The sequence below is a fragment of the Streptomyces lonarensis genome (genome assembly GCF_012033735.1).
Lineage (GTDB): Bacteria > Actinomycetota > Actinomycetes > Streptomycetales > Streptomycetaceae > Streptomyces > Streptomyces lonarensis.
The window spans coordinates 21,639-44,033 of record NZ_JAAVJD010000015.1 but is presented as its reverse complement, the minus strand read 5'-3'; the positions used below and the strand labels follow the sequence as shown (position 1 = coordinate 44,033).

The window sequence follows — 22,395 nt, the reverse complement described above, 5'->3', positions numbered from 1 at the left end:
CCGCGGCACCGGGCGCCGCCGACGCGCCGCTCGCCCCCGGCGAGCTGACCGTCGTCGTGCTCCCGCCCCGCAACGCCACCACCCGGGGCCAGCTGCTGCGGATGTCCGGCCTCGCCCGCGACGAGGGCCACCAGCTGCTGTGGCGCGAGGTCCGCGGACCGGCCGGCCCCGGCGCCTGGCCCGCCCTGGCCCGGCGGCTGCGCGCCGCCGACCGGCTGGTCATCGGCGACCCGTTCTCTCGCTGGGCGCAGCTGCTGCTGGCCGGTTCCGACACCCGCCGGGTCGTCGTCGTGGACGACGGCACCGCGACCATGGAGTTCACCGCCCAGCTGTCCCGCGGCGAGCCGCTGGTGCGCTGGCACCGCGCGGCGGCGCCCCGCGGCGCCCGCGCCGCGCTGTTCGCCCCCGTCGCCCGCCGGGCGCTGCGGGGGCTCAGCCCGGTGGAGGGCCGCGAGGTCGAGGTCTTCACCGCCATGCCGGTCGAGCACCCGCCGGGCGTCACCGTCCGTCGCAACGACCTGGCCTGGACCCGCGGCCGGTTCGGGCCGCCGCAGATCACCGGCGGCTCCGACCTGGTCGGCACCTCGCTGGTGGAGACCGGGGTGATACACGAGGACCGCTACCTCGGTGCCGTCGCCTCGCTCGCCGCGGAGTACGGCGTGACCCGCTACCTCGCCCACCGCAAGGAGGGACCGGAGAAGCTGAAGCGCGTCGCCGCCCTCGCCGGGCTGGAGATCGTCCGCCCCGACCTGCCACTGGAGCTGGTCGCCCGCACCGGGCCCATCGGCCGCCGGGTGCTGAGCTTCCCGTCCACCGTGGTCCACACGCTGCCGCTGGTGCTGCGCGGCACCGACTCGGGCGTCAGCGTCTGCGAGATCACCGACGACTGGCTCACCGAGCGTGCCTCGCCGCGCGCGGGCGGCTTCCTCGCCGCCGTCATCAGCAGCGCGCGCGGCGCGCACGGCCTGCCGGTGCTGCCGGTGCCGTCGACGTCGGGGGGCTGCGGGCCGGTGGCCGCGGGTGGGGAACCCGCCCGGCCGGTGAGGGCGAGGAAGGCGTCGTCCAGGGTGGGCGGGGCCAGGGTGACCTCGCCGAGCGTCACCCCGGCGGCGCGCAGCCGGGGCAGGGCGTGTTCCAGCGCGGCCGGGCCGTCGTCGGTGGCGACGCTGATCAGCCCGCGTTCCCCGGCCTCGGGGGTGTGGGGGCCGGTCGCCGCCAGGACGGCGTGGGCGGTGACGCGGTGGTCGGGGTCGGGCACGACGACGGAGAGCCGTTCGCCGCCGACGCGTGCCTTCAGCGCCGCCGCGGTGCCGCGGGCGACGACCCGGCCGCGGTCGATGACGCAGACGGCGTCGGCGAGTTGGTCGGCCTCCTCCAGGTACTGCGTGGTGAGCAGCACGGTGGTGCCCTCCGCGACGAGTTCGCGGACCGACTCCCAGGTGTCGGCGCGGCCGCGGGGGTCGAGGCCGGTGGTGGGCTCGTCGAGGACCACCACCGGTGGCCTGGCGACCAGGGCACCGGCGAGGTCCAGCCGCCGGCGGGTGCCGCCGGAGAAGGAGCCGCTGGGGCGGTCGGCGAACTCCTCCAGCCGGAAGCGGGCGAGCAGTTCGTCGGCGCGGCGGCGGGCCGCCGCGCGGCGCATCCCGTAGAGCCGCGCGACCAGGTAGAGGTTCTCGCGGCCGGTGAGCTTCTCGTCCACGGCGGCGTACTGGCCGGAGAGCCCGATCCGGCGCCGCACGGCGTCGGGTTCGCGGACCACGTCGTGGCCGGCGACCCGGGCGGTGCCGCCGTCGGGCAGCAGCAGCGTGGCCAGGACGCGGACGGTGGTGGTCTTGCCCGCGCCGTTGGGGCCGAGCAGCCCCAGTACGGTGCCGGTCGGGACGGCGAGGTCGACGCCGTCCAGTGCGCGGCGGTCGCCGAAGGATCGGGTCAGGCCCTCGGCCGTGATCGCGTGTGACTGGTCCGGCACCGGGGTGCGTCCTTTCCGCCTGGGTCGGTGTGGGGTGGGAGCGGGCGGCGCCACGGCGTCCCGCCGTGGCCCCGCCGGTCACTCGGCGGCGGCCATCGCGCTGCGGGGGGTGAGGTCGGTCCAGTTGCGGTCGACGTACTCCAGGCAGGTGGCGCGCTCGGCGGGGGCGAGGACCTCGTCCCACCCGTCGGGGATGGCGGCGAACTCGGGCCACAGCGAGTGCTGGCCCTCGTCGTTGACGAGGACGCGGTGCTGGACGGCGGGGTCGTCGAACGGGTTCGTCATGGTGGCTCCTCCGGCGTGGTGACGGCTGGGCCGGTCGCGTGGCGGTCGGCCACGGTGTCGGCGCTCATAGGTAGTTCGGATGGTGTGAACGATCGGATTGGTGGGTCTGCTGATGTTCTCGGGACGGGCGGGGCCGGCGGGGCTTGCCCCGCGTAGGCCGGGCGCGTCACCGTCCGCCGCGGCGCCGCCCCGGGCAAGGGCGGGCGCCGCGGACGGCCGGTACGGGGGCGGGATTACCGCCGCGGTGTGTCGGGAAGGTCGCGGAGCGCCGCGGAGAGCACGGACCCGATGTGCTGCCGGGGCTCCGGCTGCATCATCTGGGCGTGGGTGCACGCCACGTCGGTGTTGCGGAGCCGACCGGTGAGGTACGGCGTCCAGAGGTCGAGCGTCAGCTGTTCGGGGAGGCCGACCGTGGCGGTGAAGAACAACGTCTCGCCGCTGAAGACGCTCGGGGTGTGCTGCCGCATCAGCTGGGACTGGCCGGCGAAGTTGTCGACCATGTGGTCGATGGTCGCCGGTTCCAGCGCTCCCAGCGGGCTGCCGGACTCGCGGAACGCGTCGCGCACCGTGGTGGCGTCCAGCGGTGCGTCGCCCTCCAGGACGGCGGACTCGACGCCCACGTTGAGCAGCAGCGCGCGGAAGACGGTGTCGCGGTCGGCGCTGTCCAGGTCGTCCAGCGGCGGGAGCGGGAAGGCGTCCAGCAGGGCCAGCAGCGCCACCTCCTCGCCGGCCTGTTCCAGCCGCGCTGCCACCTCCTGGGCGACGTTGCCGCCGAAGGACCAGCCGAGCAGCCGGTAGGGGCCGTGCGGCTGGACGGCGCGCAGCTCCCGCACGTAGCGGTCGGCCATCGCCGTGATGGACTCGGGGAACGGCTCGGTCCCCGCGAGGTTGGGCATCTGCAACCCGTGCACGGGCTGCCCGGCTTCCAGGTACTGGAGCAGTCCGGCGTACACCCAGGCGAGACCGCCGGCGGGGTGGACGCAGAACAGCGGCGGCCGGTCCCCGGCGGGACGCAGCGGCAGCAGCACGGACAGCGAGTCGTCGGTGGCGCCGTCGGCGAGGCGTTCGGCGAGCCGGGCGACGGTCGGCGCCTCGAACAGCACGCGGATGCCGAGCTCCACCCCGAGGGACTCCCGGACGCGGCCGATGAGCCGGGCGGCGAGCAGCGAGTGCCCGCCGAGGGCGAAGAAGTCCTCCTCGGCGCCGACCTGCTCCACGCCGAGGACCTCGGCGAACAGCGCGCAGAGCACGTCCTCGCGGGGGGTGCGCGGGCCGCGTCCGGCGGGGGCGCCGCCCTGGGCGGGCGCGGGCAGCGCGGCCCGGTCGAGCTTGCCGTTCGGGGTGAGCGGCAGCCGCTCCAGGACGGCCCAGGCGGCGGGGACCATGTGGCCGGGGAGGGTGCGGGCGGCGTGCTCGCGGACGGCGGCCGTCAGCGTCGCCGCTCCCCCTCCCGACTCGCCCGACTCGCCCGACTCACGCGTCTCGCCCGCCTCGGCGCCGGTGCCGCCGTCGGCCGCGGGGACGAGGTAAGCCACCAGCCGTCCGCCGGCCGGGGCACCGGCGCCGGTGTCCAGCACCACCGCGGCGCGCGAGACACCGGGCGCTTCGGCGAGGACCGCGGCGATCTCGTCGGGCTCGACGCGGAAACCGCGTACCTTGACCTGGTCGTCGGCCCGGCCCACGTAGGCGAGTTCGCCGTCGGGGGTGCGGCGCACCAGGTCGCCGGTGCGGTACATCCGGCTGCCCGCCGGGCCGTGCGGGTCGGCCAGGAAGCGCTGCGCGGTCTCACCCGGGCGCTGCGGGTAGCCGCGTGCCAGGGAGTCGCCGGCGAGGTACAGCTCGCCGGTGACGCCGGGCGGGGTGGGACGCAGCGCCGCGTCGAGGACGTAGGCCCGGGTGCCGGCGACGGCGCGGCCCAGCACGGGGGTCGCGGTGGCGCCGACGGGCGCGGTCAGGGTGTCGACGGTCGCCTCGGTCGGCCCGTAGAGGTTGACCGCGCGCACCCCGGGGGCGGCGGCCAGGGTGCGCCACAGTCCGGTGGGGACGGCTTCGCCGCCGAGGGCGAGGACCCGGGGGCGGTGGGCACCCGGCCGGTCGGGGCCGTCGTCGAGGAGCCCGGCGTCCAGCAGCTGCTCCAGGTGGGAGGGGGTGGTCTCCAGCACGTCGACGCGGTGCTCGTGGGCCCAGGCGACCAGCGCCTCCGGGTCGCGGCGGACATCCTCGTCGGCGAGGTGCAGTTCGTGGCCGGCCAGCATCCACAGCACCGGGTCGAGCGAGGCGTCGAAGGAGAGCGACGCGGTGAGCGCGACGCGCAGCGTGCGGTCGCCCGCCTCCCGGGCGGCGGGGCGGTAGAGGGTGCGCCGGTGGTGCTCCAGCAGCCGGGCGATGGCGCGGTGTTCGACCAGTACGCCCTTGGGGCGGCCGGTGGAGCCGGAGGTGTGGATCAGGTAGGCGGGGTCCTGGGGCCGCGGGGTGTCGGGGAGGGGCTGGGCGGTGCGGGAGGCGATCCGGGCGGCGGTGCCGGGCTCGTCGAGGACGAGTCGGGGCGCCTCCGGGGGCAGCAGGTGGGCGGTGTCGGCGGTGACGAGCGTCAGCGCCGGGCGGGCCTCCGCGAGCACGGTCCGGATGCGGCCTTCGGGGAGGGCCGCGTCCAGCGGGGTGTGCACGGCGCCGGCGGTCCAGCCGGCGAGCATGCCGACGACGGCGTGGGTGGTGCGCGGCAGCACGGTGGCCACCGGGTCCCCGGGGGCCACGCCCGCTTCCCGCAGTTCGCGGGCGAGCCGGGTGGCGCGGGCCAGCAGCTCGGGGAAGTCGAGGCGGCCGTCCCGGGCGACGAGGGCGTGCGCCCCCTCCGAAGCGGCCGCCACCGCGGCGTGGAAGCGCTCGACCAGGGTGGTGGGGGCCTCCGGCGCGGGCCCGCCGTCGCCGAGGGCGAGCAGCTGCGAGGTCTCCTCCCCGGAGAGCAGCGGCAGTTCCGACAGGCGGGCGTCGGGCGCGGCGGTGGCGGCGGTCAGCAGGCGGGCGAACCAGGTCGCCAGGCGGCGGGCGGTCGCCTCGTCGAACAGGTCGGAGCGGTACTCCAACGTGCCGCCGAGGGCGCCGGCCGCCGGGTCGGCCGCCGTGGTGGTCTCCCCGAGGCTGAAGGAGAGGTCGAACTTGGCGCCTCCGGTCTCGACGCGCGCGGGCTCCGCGCGCAGACCGGGCAGCGCAAGGGTGGGCGACTCGTTGTTGTTGAGGCTGAGCATCACCTGGAAGAGGGGGTGGCGGTCCAGCGAGCGGGCGGGGCTGATCTCCTCCACCAACTGCTCGAACGGCAGCTCCTGGTGGGCGTAGGCGGCGAGGTCGGTCTCCTTCACCCGCGCCAGCAGCTCCCGGAACGTCGGGTCACCGGAGGTGTCCGCCCGCAGCACCAGCGTGTTGACGAAGAACCCGATGAGCGACGCCAACGCCTGGTCGGTACGACCGGCCACCGGTGTGCCCACCGCGACGTCCGAGGTACCGGAGATCCGCGAGAGCAGCACCGCCAGCGCCGCGTGCAGCACCATGAACGGACTCGCACCCGAACTCCGGGCAAGACGTTCGACGTTCTCGCCGGTCGTCCCGGTCAGCGGCAGCGGCACGGCGCCGCCGGCGGCGGGCGCGGTGCCGCGGGGCCGGTCCACCGGCAGCGGCAACTCCTCCGGCAACCCGGCCAACGCCTCCCGCCAGAACACCGACTCCTCAGCAGCCCGCGACGACACATCCTCGACCGAGCCCAACACCTCACGCTGCCACACCGCGTAATCCCCGTACTGCACCGCCAACGGCTCCCACCCCGGCGCCCGACCCGAGAACCGCGCCGCATACGCCGCCGACAGATCACGCGACAACGGCCCCATCGACCACCCGTCCGCCGCGATGTGGTGCAACGTCACCACCAGCACATGGCTCTCGGGGGAGGTGGAGAGCAGGGTGGCGCGCAGCGGGGTGCGGCGTGCCAGGTCGAAGGGGCGGCCCGACTCCTCGCGCAGCGCGTCGGGCAGCGCCTCGGGGGTGACGGTCCGCTCGCCCAGTTCGGGGCGGCCTTCCGCAGCCGGCAGCACCCGCTGCACGGCCTCGTCGCCGTCCCCGCCGTGCCCGTCGCCGTCGCCTGCGCGGCGGCCGTCGCCGGGGACGGCCAGCACGGTGCGCAGCACCTCGTGCCGGTCGGTGAGGTCACCGAGCGCGGCGCGCAGCGCCTCCCGGTCGACGGTGCCGGTCAGGCGGACGGCGAGCGGCAGGTGGTAGGCGGGGTCGTCGGGGTCGAGCCGGTGGAGGAACCACAGCCGGCGCTGCGCCGGGGACATCGGGGCGGGGCCGGTGAGCGCGGCCGGGCGCAGGGCGGGGCGTGCCGCTTCGGCGGTGTCGATGCGGGGGGCGAGCGCGGCCGCGGTGGGCGCCTCGAACAGCGCGCGCACAGGGAGTTCGACCCCGAAGGCGGTGCGGATGCGGGCGACGAGGCGGGTGGCCAGCAGGGAGTGGCCGCCCAGGTCGAAGAAGTTCTCGTCGCGGCCGATCGCGGCCCGGCCGAGGATGTCGGCGAAGAGTGCGCACAGCTCGCGCTCCCGGGGGGTGCGGGGCGGCGCCACCTCGTCGGGGCTCCCGTCGGCCGGCCAGGGCAGGGTGGTGGTGTCGGTCTTGCCATGGACGCCGAGCGGCAAGGTGTCCACCACCCCGACGGCGGCGGGGACCATGTAGCCGGGGAGGCTGCCGCGGAGGAAGTCGCGCAGGTCGGAGGCGGTCGGTGCGTCCTCGGCGTCGCGGACGGGGAGGGCCCAGGCGACGAGCGCGGCGGCGCCCGAGGCGTCCGGGCGGACGGCGACGGCGGCGCGGGCGACGGCGGGGTGGCGCAGCAGCGCGGCCTCCACCTCGCCGGTCTCCACGCGGTGGCCGCGGATCTTGACCTGCCCGTCGGCGCGGCCGGCGTACTCCAGGGAACCGTCGTCGTGGCGGCGGACGAGGTCGCCGGTGCGGTACATCCGCGCGCCGGGGCCGCCGTAGGGGTCGGCGAGGAACCGGTCGGCGGTCAGCCCCGGTCGGCGGTCGTAGCCGCGGGCGACGCCGGCGCCCGCGACGTAGAGCTCCCCGGTGACGCCGGGGGCCACGGGCCGCAGGCGGCCGTCGAGGACGTAGGCGCGGTTGCCGGGGACCGCGTGGCCGATCCGCGGCGGGGTGTCGGCGGTGACGGGGGCGACGACGCTGTCGACGGTGGTCTCGGTGGGGCCGTAGAGGTTCCAGCCGGCGACGTCCGGGAGGTCGGCCAGCTCGTGCCAGAGGTCGGCGCCGACCGCCTCGCCGCCGAGGGCGACGACCGACGGCCGGTGGGTCCCCTCCGCCAGCAGGCCGGCGGTGCGCAGTTCGGCGAGGAAGGAGGGGGTGGTCTCCAGGACGTCCACGGCGTGCTGCCGCAGGAAGGCGGTGAGCGCCTCGGGGTCGCGGCGGGCGTCGTCGTCGGCGAGGTGCAGTTCGTGGCCGGCGACCATCCAGAGCACCGGGTCCCAGGAGGCGTCGAAGGTGGCGGCGGCGGTGAGGGCGACGCGCAGCGGCCGGCCCCCGGCGGCGGCCTCGGCGGGGCCGATCAGCTGGTCGCGGTGGCCGGCGAGCAGGTTGACCAGCGAGTGGTGCTCGACGACGACGCCCTTGGGGGTGCCGGTGGAGCCGGAGGTGTACAGCACGTAGGCGGCGTCGCGCGGGGCGGGCCCGTCGGGCAGCGGGGCGCGGGCGCCCGTGGGCACGGCGGTGGTCTCGTCGAGGTTGAGCAGCGGCCACCGGCCCGCGGGCAGGCCGACGGCGAGGGCGGTGGTGGTCAGGACGCGGGCCGGGCGGGCCGTCTCCAGGACGAGCCGGTTGCGTTCGGCGGGGTGGGTGGGGTCGAGCGGGACGTGGACGGCGCCGAGGCGGAGCACGGCGACCAGCGCGATGATCTGGAGGCGGGTGCGGGGCAGGGCGGCGGCGACGCGGTCGCCGGGGCGGACGCCGGCGTGGTGGAGGCGGCGGGCCAGTTCCTCGGCCGCGTCGATCAGGTCGCCGAAGGCCAGCGGGCCGTCGGCGTCGGCCACGGCGACGCGCTCGGGGGTCACCAGCGCCTGGGTGGTGAGGACGTCGACGATGGTCCGGCCGGGCGCGGGCGGGGTGCTGCGGCCCGGTTCGGCGCGGTCCAGGGCGGCGGCGCGCTCGGCGTCGTCGAGGAACTCCAGGTCGGTGACGGGGGTGTCGGGGTCGGTGAGGGCGGCGTCGACGAGCCGCGTGAGGTGGGCCGCGATGCGCAGCGCGGTGGACTCGTCGAACAGCTCGCGGCTGTACTCCAGTTCCCCGGCGATGCCGAGCGGCCGGCCGTCGGTGTCGTGGTGTTCGGCGAGGTCGACGGTGAGGTCGAACTTGGCACCGATCCGGCCGACGGACTCCTCGCGGTCGACGGCGAGGCCGGGCAGGGAGAGCCGCGGCGGTTCGTTGTTGTTGAGGCTGAGCATCACCTGGAAGAGGGGGTGGCGGTCCAGCGACCGGGCGGGGCTGATCTCCTCCACCAACTGCTCGAACGGCAGCTCCTGGTGGGCGTAGGCGGCGAGGTCGGTCTCCTTCACCCGCGCCAGCAGCTCCCGGAACGTCGGGTCACCGGAGGTGTCCGCCCGCAGCACCAGCGTGTTGACGAAGAACCCGATGAGCGGCGCCAACGCCTGGTCGGTACGACCGGCCACCGGTGTGCCCACCGCGACGTCCGAGGTACCGGAGATCCGGGAGAGCAGCACCGCCAGCGCCGCGTGCAGCACCATGAACGGACTCGCACCCGACGCCCGGGCCAGGTCCCGCAGCCGGGCGTGGGCGGTGGCGTCCAGCGTGAGGGGCACGCTGCCGCCGCCGGCGGCGGGCGCGGTGCCGCGGGGCCGGTCCACCGGCAGCGGCAACTCCTCCGGCAACCCGGCCAACGCCTCCCGCCAGAACGCCGACTCCTCAGCGGCCCGCGACGACACATCCTCGACCGAGCCCAACACCTCACGCTGCCACACCGCGTAATCCCCGTACTGCACCGCCAACGGCTCCCACCCCGGCGCCCGACCCGACAACCGCGCCGCATACGCCGCCGACAGATCACGCGACAACGGCCCCATCGACCACCCGTCCGCCGCGATGTGGTGCAACGTCACCACCAGCACATGGCTGTGGTCGGAGAGGGTGTGGAGTGCGGCCCGGAGCGGGATCTCCCGGGTGAGGTCGAAGGCGCGCGGGGTGTGCGGCCCGGGCCGTTCCCCGAAGGGCGCCTCGTCCAGCGGGACGTCCGTCGCGTCGGCGGGCAGCACCCGCTGGTACGGGCCCTCGGCGTCCTCGGGGAAGAGGGTGCGCAGGCTCTCGTGCCGGGCGACGAGGTCGTGGAGCGCGGCGTGGAGCGCGGCGCGGTCGAGGGTGCCGGTCAGCCGCAGCGCGACCGGGATGGTGTACGTCGCGCCGCCCTCGCCCATGCGCTCCAGCAGCCACAGCCGCTGCTGGGCCGGGGAGAGCGGCAGCCGCGCGGGGCGCTCGGCGGCGGTGAGCGCGGGACGGGCGGAGCCGGGCGCCTCGTCGAGGCGGGCGGCGAGGGCGGCGGGGGTGGGCGACTCGAACAGGAACCGGATGGGGGGCTCGGTGCCGAGTGCGGCGCGCAGGCCGGCCACCACCCGGGCGGCGAGCAGGGAGTGCCCCCCGAGGTCGAAGAAGTCGCTGTCCCGGCCGACGCGGTCGACGCCGAGGACGTCGGCATAGACGGCGCAGACCGCCGCCTCGGTGTCGTTGCGGGGCGGCTCGTCGTCGGTTGCGGCGGGGGCGCTCGGCTCGGGGAGCGCGTCGGTGTCGAGCTTGCCGTTGGGCGTGAGCGGCAGCCGCTCGACGGTGGCGTAGAGAGCGGGCACCAGGTGGCCGGGCAGCGCGGCGGTGAGGCGGGCCCGCAGGCCGGCGGGGTCGCCCGCCTGCGGGTCGGTCACGGCCACGTAGGCGGCGAGCAGCTCGCCGCCCGCGCCGGGGCGGGTGAGGACGGCGGCCTCGGTGACGCCCGGGAGCGCGGTGAGCGCGGCCTCGATCTCGCCGGGGTCCACGCGGTGGCCCCGCACCTTGATCTGCCGGTCGGTGCGGCCCAGGAACTCCAGGGTCCCGTCGGCACGCCAGCGCGCGAGGTCGCCGGTGCGGTACATGCGGCTGCCCGGCGCGCCGAACGGGTCCGCGAGGAACCGGTCGGCGGTCAGCCCGGCGCGGCCGGCGTAGCCGCGGGCGACGCCCGCGCCGGCGAGGTAGAGCTCTCCCGCCATCCCGGTGGGCAGCGGGTGGAGCCCGGCGTCGAGGACGTAGGCGCGGGCGCCGGCGACGGGCCGGCCGATGACGGGGCTGCCCCCGGAGAGCCGGGTGGTGACGGCGTTGACGGTGGTCTCGGTGGGCCCGTAGAAGTTGAAGACGGACAGCCCCGGGTGGGCCGACAGCTCCTGCCAGAGGGCGTCGTTGACGGCCTCGCCGCCGAGGGCGACGACGGTCGGGCGGCGGTCGTCCTCGAACAGGCCGTGGCCGAGGAGCTGCTGGAGGTAGGTGGGGGTGGTCTCGATGGCGTCGATGCCGTGGGCGTGGAGGTGGGCGACGAGCGCCTGCGGGTCGCGGCGCACCTCGTCGGGGACGATGTGCAGCGCGTGGCCGGCGACCATCCACAGCACCGGGTCGAGCGAGGCGTCGAAGGAGGTGGCGGCGGTCAGCGCCACGCGCAGCGGGCGGCCGAGCGCGTCCTCGGCGGCGGCGTGCGACTCCAGCCGGTGGTGCTCCAGCAGGTTGGTCAGCGAGCGGTGTTCGACCTCGACGCCCTTGGGGCGCCCGGTGGAGCCGGAGGTGTAGATGACGTACGCGGCGTCGGCGCGGGCCGGAGCCCGGGGCACGGCGGTGGGCGCGCCGGGGTCGTCCGCCGGGTCGGGCGCGACGAGGGTGCGCCGGCCGGCGGGGTCGACCGCGGCGGCGGTGGCGGGGTCGGCGACCAGGGCGACGGGGTCGGCGTCGCCGAGGAGGTGGGCGGTGCGCTCGGCCGGGTAGGACGGGTCGACGGGCACGTAGGCCGCGCCGCAGCGCATCGCGGCGAGCAGGGCGACGACCAGGTCGCGCGAGCGGGCCGCGGCGACGGCGACCCGGGTGCCGGGGCGGGCGCCGCGGGCGGCGAGCCGGCCGGCGAGTTCCTCGACGCGCGCGACGAGTTCGGCGAAGGTGAGCGAGCCGTCGGGTGCGACGACGGCGGTGGCGCCGGGGGTGCGGGCGGCCTGGGCGGCGAACCGCGCGGTGAGGGTCCCGGGGTCCGCGGCGGGCCGCGGGGCGTCGGCCCCGAGGGCCGGGTCGCGCGGGGCCGGCAGCGGTCCGGTACCGGCTGCCACGACGCGGCGCCGCTCGTCCTCGCCGAGGAGGCCGACCGCGCCGAGCGGGGCGGTGGGCGCGGCGACGAACGACTCCAGCAGTCGGGTGATCCGCGCGTGGTGGACGGCGAGGTCGTCGGCGGCGTGGAGGTCGGGGTTGCCGAGCAGGTCGAGACGGAGTCCGCCGTCGGCGAAGGAGGCGTGGGCGGCCAGCGCCATGTCCTCGACGGGCCCGATGGACAGGTTGTGGAGGGTGGCGCGCCCGGGGCCGAAGGCGAGGCTGTCGTCGAAGGCCATCACGTTGACGACGGGCCCGGTGAGCCGGTCGCGGCGTCCCAGCAGGCCGCGCTCGCGCCGCAGCTCCTCGGAGGGGAACCGCTGGTGGCGCAGGACGGTGCGCACCGTGCGGGAGGTGCGGCGCAGCAGGTCCTGCACGGTGTCGGCCGGGGAGACCTCCAACCGCAGCGGCAGCACGTTGGAGACCATCGCCGGGGTGAGGCGCGCGGTGTCGGTGCGGCGGGTGGTGACGGGCAGCCCCAGGACGACCTCGGACTGGCCGCGTGCCCGGTGCAGGTAGGCGGCGGTGGCGGCGATGAAGAGCGTCGGCCAGCCGGCGCCGGCCGCGCGGGCCGCGTCGCGGAGCCGTGCGAGCCAGTCGGGGTCGAACGCGCGGCCGGTGCGGAGCGCGGTGCGGGCGGGCGGGGCGGCCGCGTCCCGCAGGCCGACGGGTTCGGGCATGCCGCGCAGGTAGTCGTTCCAGAAGGCCCGGTCGGTGGCGAACTCCTCGGACCCGCGGTAGTCGGCCTCCTCCCGCAGCAGCGCGTCGAGCGGGGCGTGGAACGGCGGGATCTCCCCGCCGGGGTCGCTGGCGAGCCGGGTGTAGACGTCGGCGATGCGGCCGAGGGCCAGCGCGGCCCCGTAGCCGTCGATCGCCAGGTGGTGGACCTGCTGGTGGAAGTACCAGTGCTCGTCCGCCAGGCGCAGCAGCATCAGCGAGACCAGCGGGCCGGTGCCGGTGTCGGCGGTGGTCTCCAGCGCCTCGGCCATCAGCCGGTGCGCCCGCGCGGCGGGGTCCGCCTCGGCGCGCAGGTCGACCTCGGCCACGGGTATGTCCAGGTGGTCCGCCACGCGCTGGTACGGGACCTCGTCGGCCTCGCCGAAGGTCACCCGCAGCGCGTCCGCCTCGCCGGTGACCCGCCGCACGGCCCGGCGGAGCAGTGCGGGGTCGAGGGGTCCGCGGATGTCCGCGTACTCGGCGATGTTGTAGGCGGGGCTGGTGGGGTCGATCTTCTGGGCGAACCAGAGACCGAGCTGGCCGGCGGTCAGGGGCAGGCGGGCGGCGGACAGGTCGGACACTCGTGATCACACCTAGCACAGAGGAGTCGGCGGCAGCTCGGCCGTGCGCCGGTCGTGCCGGCGCACCCGGGGCGTGGTCGACGGTGGGCCGACGCACCCCGGGGCATGGAGTGGTGAACGCGGATCAGCGCGACGTGTGGTGCTTTGTCACGGTGCGTTCCCCCACGGGCCAGATCGTACTTTGACCCTGCGTTCGGCACCGATGGCACAGAGAGATTGGTGATGTGACTGGCGTCACAGGAGGTGACCTCATCCCCATAACTCACCGCAATCCGGTGATCACACCAGTCCGTTCGGGGGGTCGTGACGAACACACACGGACGACAGTCGTTCACACGAGCGGAGACTTCACGATGAGGAACACCCACGGTCGGCGCCTGGCAACGGCGATGGGCGCGGCGGCGGCACTGGTGGCGCTGACCGCGACGGGGGCCCAGGCGGCGACCCCGCAGAAGGTCACGCACACCGGGACGGTGGCACCGGCGGGCCAGTCGAACGCCGGCTCGGGCGGCGGCTCGCTGGTGCAGGGCTGGCAGTTCTGCCTGCTGGCCTCCTGTGAGACTCACGCGGGCGGCGGCGGTGCGCAGGGCGTGCAGGGCATGAACTTCTGCCTACTCGCCTTCTGCTCCGTCCGCGGCTGACCCCCGGGGCGCACGGCCGGGCCGTGCGCTGCCCTGTACGGCCTCGGCGCCCGACAGGACAGCGCGCGGACGGCCGCCCCACGCCCCACGCCGGGGTGACGCCCGCGCCTCACGCCCCACGCCGGGGTGACGCCCGCGCCTCACGCCCCACGCCGGGGCGACGCCCGCGCCTCACGCCCGGAACGCCTCACGCCCGGAACGCCTCACGCCCGGTACCGTTCGGCGCACCGCCCCGGCCGGCGCCCGTCGGGCCGGGCCCCGCGCGCCGTCGGCCGGTTCTGTCAGTCGGCTCTGCCACGATGCGAGGATGACGGACGACGAGGGCACCGCCGCGCATCCGCACGAGCGGGCGCCCGTGGAGGAAGCGGTCCCGGTGCTGCGGGTGAGCGACGCGCGGCGCGCCGCCGACTGGTACGCGCGGCTCGGTTTCGCGGTGACCTGGGAGCACCGGTTCGCCCCGGGGCTGCCGCTCTTCCTGGAACTGCGGCGAGGCGCGGTGACGCTCTTCCTCTCGGAGCACGCCGGGGACGCGCCGCCGGACGGCCTGATCTACCTGCGGGTCCGGGACGTCGACGCCGCCGCGGCCGAGTTCGGCGCCGCGGTGGCCGCGATGCCGTGGGCCCGCGAGGCGGAGCTCCGCGACCCGGACGGCAACCGGGTGCGGATCGGCACACCGCTGCCCTGAGCGCACCCCGAGTGCACCCCGTCCGTCGCTCCGACCGACCGCCCGTCGCTCCGACCGACCCACCTGACGACGCCCCGGCGCGGCGGCGCTCCCGCCGCCGCCCGCGCGTCCCCGAGCCCCGAGGAGGCCGGCCGTGGCCGGACTGCTGTACTCCGTCTCCATGTCGCTGGACGGCTTCATCGCCGGCCCCGAGGGGGACATGTCCTGGCTGGCGCCACTGCTCCCGCCGCCGGGCGGTGAGCCGGCCCCGCTCGCGGCGGAGGTCGGGGCGCTGCTGATCGGGCGGCGCACCTTCGGCGGCGACGACCCCTACCGGGACACGGAGGGCGAGGGCGAGGCGTTCGGCGGCGGGTGGAGCGGACCGCAGTTCGTGCTGACGCACCGTCCGCCGCCCCACCCCGTCCCCGGGGTGACCTTCGTCGGCGACCTCGACACCGCGGTACGGGCCGCCCGGGAGGCGGCCGGCGGGCTGACGGTGAACGTGCTGGGCGCCGACGTGGCGCGGCAGTGCCTGGCGGCCGGGGTGCTGGACGAGGTGCTGACCTGCGTGGTCCCCGTGCTGCTCGGTGGTGGTGTCCGGTTGTTCGACGCCCCGGACGCCGGGCCGGTCGCGCTCGAACCGCTCTCGGTGGACCGCGGCCCCTACTCGACCGACCTCCGGTACCGGGTGCGCCGGAACTGACGGCGCCGTGGCCCGGGTCGGCGCGCCGTTCGGTGCGCCGGCCCGGGCCACGGCGGTGTCAGCGGTGGGTGCGCCGGGGTGGCGCGGAGGTCAGTTCTCGACCTCGTCCTGGAAGTCCCGGTCGCACTGGTCCAGCTCCTCCTGGGTGTCGGCGGCGTCCACGCACTCGCGCAGGTTGCCGAACTCCTCGGAGTTCCAGATCGCGACGCCGAGCATCAGCACCAGCACGCCGCCGATCAGGCCGAGCCCGCCGAGCACCGCGCCGATCAGCGACATCGTGCTCCTGCCGGCGGCGGCGCGCCGAGCACGGCGGACACCGAGGATGCCGGTGATCAGCGCGGCGATCCCGAGGAGGACGCCGCCGATCGCCGTCCAGAAGAGGAGCACCGCCGCGATGCCCGTGACCAGCGCGGCGACGGCGAGGCCGTTGCTCCCTCCTCCTGGGCCGGGCGCGTGCTTCTCCTCCGGGGGCGGGCTCCATCCCTCCGAGGGCGGGCTGAAACCGGGCACCGGGTCCTGGCGGTCGCGGTCACCGTCGTGCGGGGTCGTCATCCGTCTGCCTTCCGGTCGGCCGGTCGAGTGAGCGATCTTGTGCCCGGCCGGCCGAGCCGCAAACGAGCGGTGGGCGGCAGGGTGCACTTCCGGTCACGGGGCCCGGCGTCAGGCGTCGCGTGCGGCGTCGAGGAGGTCGTACTCCTCGTCGTCGTCGTGGAGCGTGCCGTCGTCGTCCATGCGCGGGTGCATCCGCATCGGGCCGTGGGGGTCGATGTCGGAGGGGCGGGGCCCCTCCGGCCCGTCGGGGCCGATCCGCACGAGCCGGCCGATGCGCGCGATCGAGTACTCCTTCTCCCCCACCTGCAGCCGGTTGCCCTCGCCGCGGCTCCGCCACTCCTCGGCGATGCGGGCGTACTCGGCCTTCTCCTCCTCGTCGAGGTCGAGCAGCATCGGGAAGGTGAGCTTGAGCGCGGCGTAGAGGAAGGTCCGCGCGTGGTGGGCGGTCGCGAAGGGACCGGCGGTCATCTCCCAGCCGCCCGGACAGCGTTCCACGACGCGGAAGGACGCCGGCAGCAGCACCACCCCCGGATGGGTCTCCAGGGCGCGTTCCGAATCCCGGCGGACCTGCTCGGGGTAGCTCGATGCGCGGTAGGCGAGGTCGCGCAGGGCGAGCCGCTCCGCGCCGGCCATGAGACCGGAGGCGGCGGTGTGGTCGATGACGTGGCCCTCGTCCGGCTCGGGCTCGCGGATGCGCGGGTCCCACTCGGGGCGGGCCGGCTGGGGGTCGGTCGGCCGGGCGGTCTCCGGCCCGTCGTCGTCGAGGTAGAGGAACTCGTCGGCGCGCACCACCCGGTAGCGGCGGCCGTCGACGACCAGTTCGTCGACGGGCTCCTTCTCCAGGACGGCGACCCCGGCGACCAGCCGGCGGCGCTGCGCCGGGTCGTCGATGTCGTCCTTGGCCCGGAAGAACAAGGCCGACTGGAGCCGGTCCCTCGCCTGCTGGCCCGAGGCATCGGTGACGGGGCAGACCACCTCCCAGCGGTCCGGGTTGTCGGGGCACTGCGCGGCGACGCCGAAGAGCGGACCGCGGACGGTGTAGTGCCGGTACCGCCGGGCGGCGAGGGCGGCGTCCGCCTCCATGGCCGCGGCTACGGGATGGTCGGACTGCTCCACGCGCATGACGAGGGGCGGGGTGCACGTCTCTTCGTCGCTGGTCATCCGCGCATTGTGTGCACAGCCGGTGGCGGCGCGTCAGCGGAACGGCGTCATTCCGACCGAAGCGGGGGTGCGCTGTCCGACGTCGTTCGAACGTCCGAGCGGCCCTCGCTCCGAGGAGCGGACGCGGTACGGCGCGCGCCGGCCGCGACGGGCGGGACGCCGGGGGCGGCGCCCGCAGCAGTCTCGCGCCGCATGTCGCGGGCAGCGAGCAGGATGCCCACGACGGCGAGCGCCCAGAGCGGGTACTGGGCGAGCCACGCCCAGCGCAGCGCGGCCGGGTTGTCCAGCCCGCCGAGGAGCGTCATCGCGACACCCATGACCGCGAGCGCGGCCGGGGTGGCGCTGTAGCCGCCGAGGTTGGCGACCCCCTGGGCGACGCCCCAGCGGTGCGGGGGCAGGCTGGCGCGGGCGACGTCGAAGGCGACCACCGAGGCCGGGCCGCCGATGCCGAGCACCACGACGAGCACCACCAGCAGCCACATCGGTGCCGCCCCGGGCCAGGCGAGGACCACGGTCCAGGTGGCGGCGGTGACGGCGATGACGACGAGGAAGATCCGGTCGCGGCGGGCGGGGAAGCGGGCGGCGAGCATGCCGACGAGGGGACCGAGGCAGAGCGCGGTGACGACGATCAGGGTGATCAGCAGGGCGCCGGTGGTCGCGGAGCGTTCGTGGACGCCGACCAGGTAGGGCACGCCCCACAGCAGGGAGAAGACCATCATCGAGAACTGCGTGCCCATGTGCCCGAAGAAGGCGAGCCGGATGCCGGGCACCCGCCACAGCGCGACCTCGCGGGCGGGTCGCGGGCGGCGGCCCGGACGGCGGCGACGCCCGCCTGCGGGCTCGGGCTCCGGCGCAGGGCGGGCCGTCCGCTCGGCGCGCACGGCGGCGTAGGGGCCGCGGCGCACCACCGCGCAGGCGAAGACGCCGGTGAGAAGGCTCGCCACGGCGGCGACGGCGAAGGCACGGGTCCAGCCGATGCCGTGCAGCAGGGCAAGGAACGGAACGGCGGAGAGCGCCTGCCCGGTCTGCCCGAGGAAGGTGGTGACCTGCGTCAGCACTGGCACCCGCGCGGCGGGGAACCACTGGGGTATGAGCCCGAGCACGGAGACGAAGACGAGCGCGTCGCCCATGCCGACCAGGACCCGGGCGATCGCTGCGAGCGCGAACGAGTCGGAGAGGGCGAGCGTGCCCTGCCCGAGGAAGAGCAGCAGGCCGCTGGTGGTGAGGGCGGCCCGCGCCCCCCAGCGGTCCACGGCCATCCCCGCGGGGACCTGGCCGGCGGCGTAGACGACGACCTGGAGCAGGACGAAGGCGGAGAGCGCGCCGGCGCCGACCCCGAGCTGGTCGGCGGCCTCCAGACCGGCGACGCCGAGCGAGGTGCGGTGGAACACCGCCATGACGTAGGCCAGGAGCGCGGCGAGCCAGACGGCGTACCCGGCCCTCACCGGGTGCGCCGCGGTGCGGTGTCCGGGAGGCCGCGGCCGGGACGGCGGTCGGGGCCGGTGCGGGGCGGGGGGACGGCGGGCGTTTCCGTTCTCCTGGACATGCCATCCACTCTTCCAGGTCCCCGGGGGGCGACAGGCCCGTGCGGGCGTGAGGAGGGCCACTTCCGGCTGGTGGGCGGCCGGGAAGCGCTGCTCGCCGCCGGGGCCGGGACCCCCGGTGTCCGGACGGCAGCGACGCCAGGGGCACGGGTGGTGCGGGCGCCACTGCGGTCGGGCGTCCGGAGCGCGCGGCGGGTCAGTCGGTGAGCCAGAGCGCGGTGAGGGTGTCGGCGGTGAGCGCGGTCCGCGGCGGGCCGGCGGCGTGGAGGCGTCCGCCGCGCAGCAGCAGGACGTGGTCGGCGCGGCGGGCGGCGGCGAGGTCGTGGGTGGCCTGCACGACGGTGACGCCCTCGGCCGCGAGGTCGCGGAGGAGGTCGTCGATCCCCGCGCGGGCGTCGGCGTCGAGCCCGGTGCCGGGTTCGTCGAGCAGCAGTAGGTCCGAGCGTTGCGCCAGCGCCTGCGCGATGAGCGCGCGGCGGTGCTGGCCGCCGGAGAGCTCGGCGAGCTGGCGGTCGGCCAGATCGCCGATGTCGAGCCGGTCCATGGCGGCCTCGACGGCGGCGTGGTCCGTGCGGGTCAGCCGCCGCCAGGGGCCGCGTTCCGCCCAGCGGCCCATGGCGACGGTGCGGCGCACCGTCAGCGGCAGCGCCTCGGCGGCGGTGCCGCGCTGCGGCACGAACGCCGGGCGGGTGCCCTCCGGTTGACGGACGGTGCCGGCGGTGGGGCGCAGCACGCCGGCCAGCACGGAGAGCAGCGTCGACTTCCCCGATCCGTTGGGCCCGACCAGCGCGGTGGTGGCGCCGGTGGGGACGGTGGCGGTGACGTCGTGCAGTACGGAGCGGCGGGCGTACCCGGCGTGGAGTCCGGTGATCTCGACACGGGCGGGGCGCGCCGCCGGTGCGGTGGTGGCGGACGCGGGTGTCGTGGCCATGCGGGTAGCCCCCTCTTGTAACCGATAATCGTTTTCATTGTATTGTGCGTGCCATGGAGTGGTTGACCGCCCCCTTCGAGGTGGCCTTCGTACAACGCGCCCTGCTCGGCGGCGTGCTGGTCTCGCTGATCTGCGCGCTGGCCGGCACCTGGGTGGTGCTGCGCGGCATGGCGTTCCTCGGTGACGCGATGGCGCACGGGCTGCTGCCCGGTGTCGCGATCGCCGCGCTGCTGGGCGGGAACCCGCTGGTCGGGGCCGCCGCCAGCGCCGCCGTGATGGCGGCCGGCGTCACCGGGCTCGCCCGGGTGCGGCGACTGTCGCGGGACACCGGCATCGGCCTGCTCTTCGTCGGCATGCTCGCGCTGGGCGTGATCATCGTCTCGCGGTCCCAGTCGTTCGCCGTGGACCTGACCGGGTTCCTCTTCGGCGATGTCCTCGCCGTGCGCGAGAGGGACCTGGTGCACCTGGCGGTGGCGCTGGCCGTCGCCGCGGCCGCGGCCGCCGCCGGCCATCGCGCCTTCCTCGCCCTCGCCTTCGACGAGCGGACCGCCCACACCCTAGGGCTGCGGCCACGGCTCGCCCACGCCGCCCTGCTGGGGCTGCTGACGCTGGCGATCGTCGCCTCGTTCCACATCGTCGGCACCCTGCTGGTGCTGGGTCTGCTGATCGCGCCGCCCGCGGCGGCGCTGCCCTGGGCGCGCGGGGTCGGCGCGGTGATGGCCGGGGCCGCAGCGCTCGGTGTCAGCGCCACCTTCCTCGGCCTGCTCCTCTCCTGGCACCTCGGCACCGCCGCCGGCGCCACCGTGGCGGCGGTCGCCGTCGCCCAGTTCTTCGTCTCCGTCGCCGTCTCCGCGGCCCGCGACCGCCTGGTCCGCCCGGCGGCCGCGACCGGGACCGACGCCCCCACCCCCCGACCCGCCGCTGTGAGGCAACCCGCATGACACGCACCATCCGCTCCCCCCGACGCCGGGGCGCCGCGGCCGCCGCCGCGCTGACCGCGCTGCTCCCCGCCGGCTGCGCCGGCGGGGACACCACGACCGAACCCGCCGAGGAGACCACCGCCTCCGCCGCCGAGGACGTGCCGCACGGCTACGTCGAGGGCGCCGAGGAGACCGCGGAGCAGCAGACCCGGCTGCTGCTCGCCGACCCCGCCACGGGCGAGGCGGGGGTACTGGACCTGATATCCGAGGAGTTCCACCCGCTCACGGACACGGACGACGTCACCGCTCTCACCGCCCTGACCGGCGACGGCCGGTTCGCCCACCTCCGCACCGCGGAGGGCACCACCCTGGTGGACACCGGGGCGTGGACCACCGACCACGGCGACCACGTCCACCACTACCGGGCCGCGGTGCGCGAGTTCGGCGCACTGCCCGGCGGACCGGTCGCGGTCCGCGCCGACGCCGGCGTTCTGGTCGCCACGGCGGAGGACGGCGGCGCCTCGGTGCTGCCGCGCCGCCCGCTGGAGGAGCACGACGCCACGGAGCTGCCGGAGGCAGAGCCGCTGGACGGTCGGTTCGCCGCACCGGTGGTGCCGTTCCGCGAGCATCTGGTGGCGCTGGACGCCGCGGGCGCCGATCCCACTGTGACGGTCCTGACGCGGGAGGGCGGTGAGCACGACCGGTGGGAGACCACCTGCGAGGAGCCGCTGGGCGACGCGGTCACCCGCCGCGGCGTGGTGCTCGGCTGCGCCGACAAGGCGCTGCTGGTCACCGAGGCCGACGGGGAGTTCGCCGTCGAGGAGATCCCCTACCCGGAGGGGACCGACCCGGCCGACCGTGCCGAATCGTTCCACCACCGTTCGGGGTCGAACGCGCTGGCAGCGCTCGCCGGCCGGGAGGCCGTCTGGTTCCTGGACGTCACCGAACGCGAGTGGCGGCGGGTCGAGACCGGCCCGGTGGTCGCCACCACCACGGCCGGGGAGGAGGGCCCGCTGCTGGCGCTCTCCGACGACGGCACCCTGACCTCCTACGACGTCACGGACGGCTCGCCGCTGGCGTCCACCGCCGATCCGCTGACCGGTCCGGTGCCGGCGGACGGGGACCTGCCCGCGCCCGTCATCGAGATCACCACCTCCCGCGCGTACGTCAACGACGCCGCCTCCGGGACGGTGCTCGAGATCGACCACGCCGACGACCTGCGGGTGGCCCGCTCGTTCGATGCCGGTCCGGTGCCGGCCCTGATGGTGGAGGCGGGACGATGACCCGCCGGAGCCCGCGGCCCCCGCGCCGCCGCCTGCTGCCCGCGACGCTGCTCGCGACCCTGCTGTCCGCCACCGCCGCCGGCTGCGGTGCGGCCGGGGAGGACCGGCCCCACGTGGTGGTCACCACCAACATCCTGGGGGACGTCGCCCGCGAGGTGATCGGCGACGAGGCGGAGGTCACGGTGCTGATGCGCGCCGGTGCCGACCCGCACTCCTTCGGCCTCTCCGCCGTGGAGGCGGCGATGCTGGAGGAGGCCGATCTGGTCGTGCACAACGGCATGGGGCTGGAGGAGAACGTCATCCGCCACGTGGAGGCCGCCGCCGGGTCGGGTGTCCCCGTCGTCGCCGTCGGCGAGGCCGCCGATCCGCTGCCCTACCGCGGCGAGGACGGCGCGGGCGCCCCCGATCCGCACTTCTGGACCGACCCCGACCGGATGCGGACCGCGACCGCCGTCATCACCGAGCAGGTGCTGGAGCACGTGCCGGACATCGACGACGCCGCGATCCGCGCCAACGCCGAGCGGTACGACACCGAGCTGGCGGCGCTCACCGACGAGATGGCCGACGCGTTCGGCGCCATCCCCGCGGAGGACCGCAAGCTGGTGACCAACCACCACGTCTTCGGCTACCTCGCCGAGCGGTTCGACTTCGAGGTGATCGGCGCCATCGTGCCGGGCGGGACCACGCTCGCCTCGCCCAGTTCCTCCGATCTCGCCTCGCTCACCGACGCCATGCGGGAGGCCGGGGTGCGGGCGGTCTTCGCCGACTCCTCGCAGCCCGACCGGCTGGCCCAGGTGCTGCGGGAGGAGATGGGCGGCACGGTCGAGGTCATCCCGCTGTTCACCGAGTCCCTCACCGAACCCGGCGAGGGCGCCGGAACCTACCTGGAGATGATGCGCGCCAACACCGCGGCGATCAGCGAAGGGCTCACCGGCACCGGCTGACCCGCGGGCCGGCCCGTGCCGCGACCCGGCCACTCCCCGCTGCCCACTCACTCCCCACTCCCCCGGACCGTCCCGGTCCC

General features: G+C 76.2%; 12 protein-coding genes and 2 pseudogenes. 6 read left to right on the top strand and 8 right to left on the bottom strand.

Going from position 1 to position 22,395, the window contains the following annotated elements; translation table 11 throughout:
* From HCN56_RS27175 to HCN56_RS04180, 4 genes and pseudogenes are all read right to left on the bottom strand, one after another.
* Window positions 1-488, bottom strand: a pseudogene (locus tag HCN56_RS27175) (hypothetical protein); the annotation flags it as partial.
* Window positions 489-997: 509 nt separating this feature from the next.
* Window positions 998-1,969: pseudogene (locus HCN56_RS04190) on the bottom strand (ATP-binding cassette domain-containing protein); the annotation flags it as partial.
* Window positions 1,970-2,047: 78 nt separating this feature from the next.
* The gene (locus tag HCN56_RS04185; RefSeq protein WP_167968097.1) at window positions 2,048-2,254 is read right to left on the bottom strand and encodes an MbtH family protein; all 207 of its coding nucleotides are present in this window, start codon (window positions 2,252-2,254) and stop codon (window positions 2,048-2,050) included.
* Window positions 2,255-2,487: 233 nt separating this feature from the next.
* Window positions 2,488-12,972 (bottom strand): non-ribosomal peptide synthetase, encoded by a 10,485-nt coding sequence (locus tag HCN56_RS04180; protein WP_312871040.1) that lies wholly within the window; start codon window positions 12,970-12,972, stop codon window positions 2,488-2,490.
* A gap of 353 nt (window positions 12,973-13,325) precedes the next feature.
* Between HCN56_RS04180 and HCN56_RS04175 the strand changes: the two genes are divergently transcribed.
* The 3 genes from HCN56_RS04175 to HCN56_RS04165 all read left to right on the top strand — a co-directional run bounded on the left by HCN56_RS04175 (window position 13,326) and on the right by HCN56_RS04165 (window position 14,980).
* Complete coding sequence (locus HCN56_RS04175; protein ID WP_167968096.1) at window positions 13,326-13,613, top strand: hypothetical protein; 288 nt, start codon at window positions 13,326-13,328, stop codon at window positions 13,611-13,613.
* Window positions 13,614-13,920: 307 nt separating this feature from the next.
* On the top strand, window positions 13,921-14,298 hold the full coding sequence (locus HCN56_RS04170; protein WP_167968095.1) for a glyoxalase superfamily protein: 378 nt from the start codon (window positions 13,921-13,923) through the stop codon (window positions 14,296-14,298).
* Window positions 14,299-14,431: 133 nt separating this feature from the next.
* Complete coding sequence (locus HCN56_RS04165) at window positions 14,432-14,980, top strand: dihydrofolate reductase family protein (RefSeq protein WP_167968094.1); 549 nt, start codon at window positions 14,432-14,434, stop codon at window positions 14,978-14,980.
* A gap of 90 nt (window positions 14,981-15,070) precedes the next feature.
* Here the strand turns inward: HCN56_RS04165 and HCN56_RS04160 are convergent, their stop codons facing one another.
* The 4 genes from HCN56_RS04160 to aztA form a co-directional block, all read right to left on the bottom strand.
* Window positions 15,071-15,532, bottom strand: coding sequence for a DUF4190 domain-containing protein (locus HCN56_RS04160; protein ID WP_209312333.1), 462 nt, complete (start codon window positions 15,530-15,532; stop codon window positions 15,071-15,073).
* Window positions 15,533-15,640: 108 nt separating this feature from the next.
* A complete protein-coding gene (locus tag HCN56_RS04155) occupies window positions 15,641-16,693 on the bottom strand; it encodes a DUF5954 family protein (protein WP_167968093.1) in 1,053 nt (350 codons plus the stop codon).
* A 47-nt stretch (window positions 16,694-16,740) separates the two neighbouring features.
* Entirely contained in the window at window positions 16,741-18,138 is a 1,398-nt protein-coding gene (locus HCN56_RS04150; protein ID WP_167968092.1) for an MFS transporter, read from the bottom strand.
* Window positions 18,139-18,433: 295 nt separating this feature from the next.
* Window positions 18,434-19,168: a zinc ABC transporter ATP-binding protein AztA gene (aztA, locus tag HCN56_RS04145; RefSeq protein WP_167968091.1), complete on the bottom strand. Its 735-nt coding sequence runs from the start codon at window positions 19,166-19,168 to the stop codon at window positions 18,434-18,436.
* Window positions 19,169-19,221: 53 nt separating this feature from the next.
* Between aztA and aztB the strand changes: the two genes are divergently transcribed.
* From aztB to aztC, 3 genes are read left to right on the top strand one after another with little or no spacing between them, the layout of a single operon-like run.
* Entirely contained in the window at window positions 19,222-20,109 is an 888-nt protein-coding gene (gene aztB / locus HCN56_RS04140; RefSeq protein WP_167968090.1) for a zinc ABC transporter permease AztB, read from the top strand.
* Window positions 20,106-21,371, top strand: coding sequence for a hypothetical protein (locus HCN56_RS04135; protein WP_167968089.1), 1,266 nt, complete (start codon window positions 20,106-20,108; stop codon window positions 21,369-21,371). Before aztB ends, HCN56_RS04135 begins: the two co-directional genes overlap by 4 nt.
* Window positions 21,368-22,315, top strand: coding sequence for a zinc ABC transporter substrate-binding protein AztC (aztC, locus tag HCN56_RS04130; protein WP_167968088.1), 948 nt, complete (start codon window positions 21,368-21,370; stop codon window positions 22,313-22,315). Before HCN56_RS04135 ends, aztC begins: the two co-directional genes overlap by 4 nt.
* Window positions 22,316-22,395 lie beyond the last annotated feature (80 nt).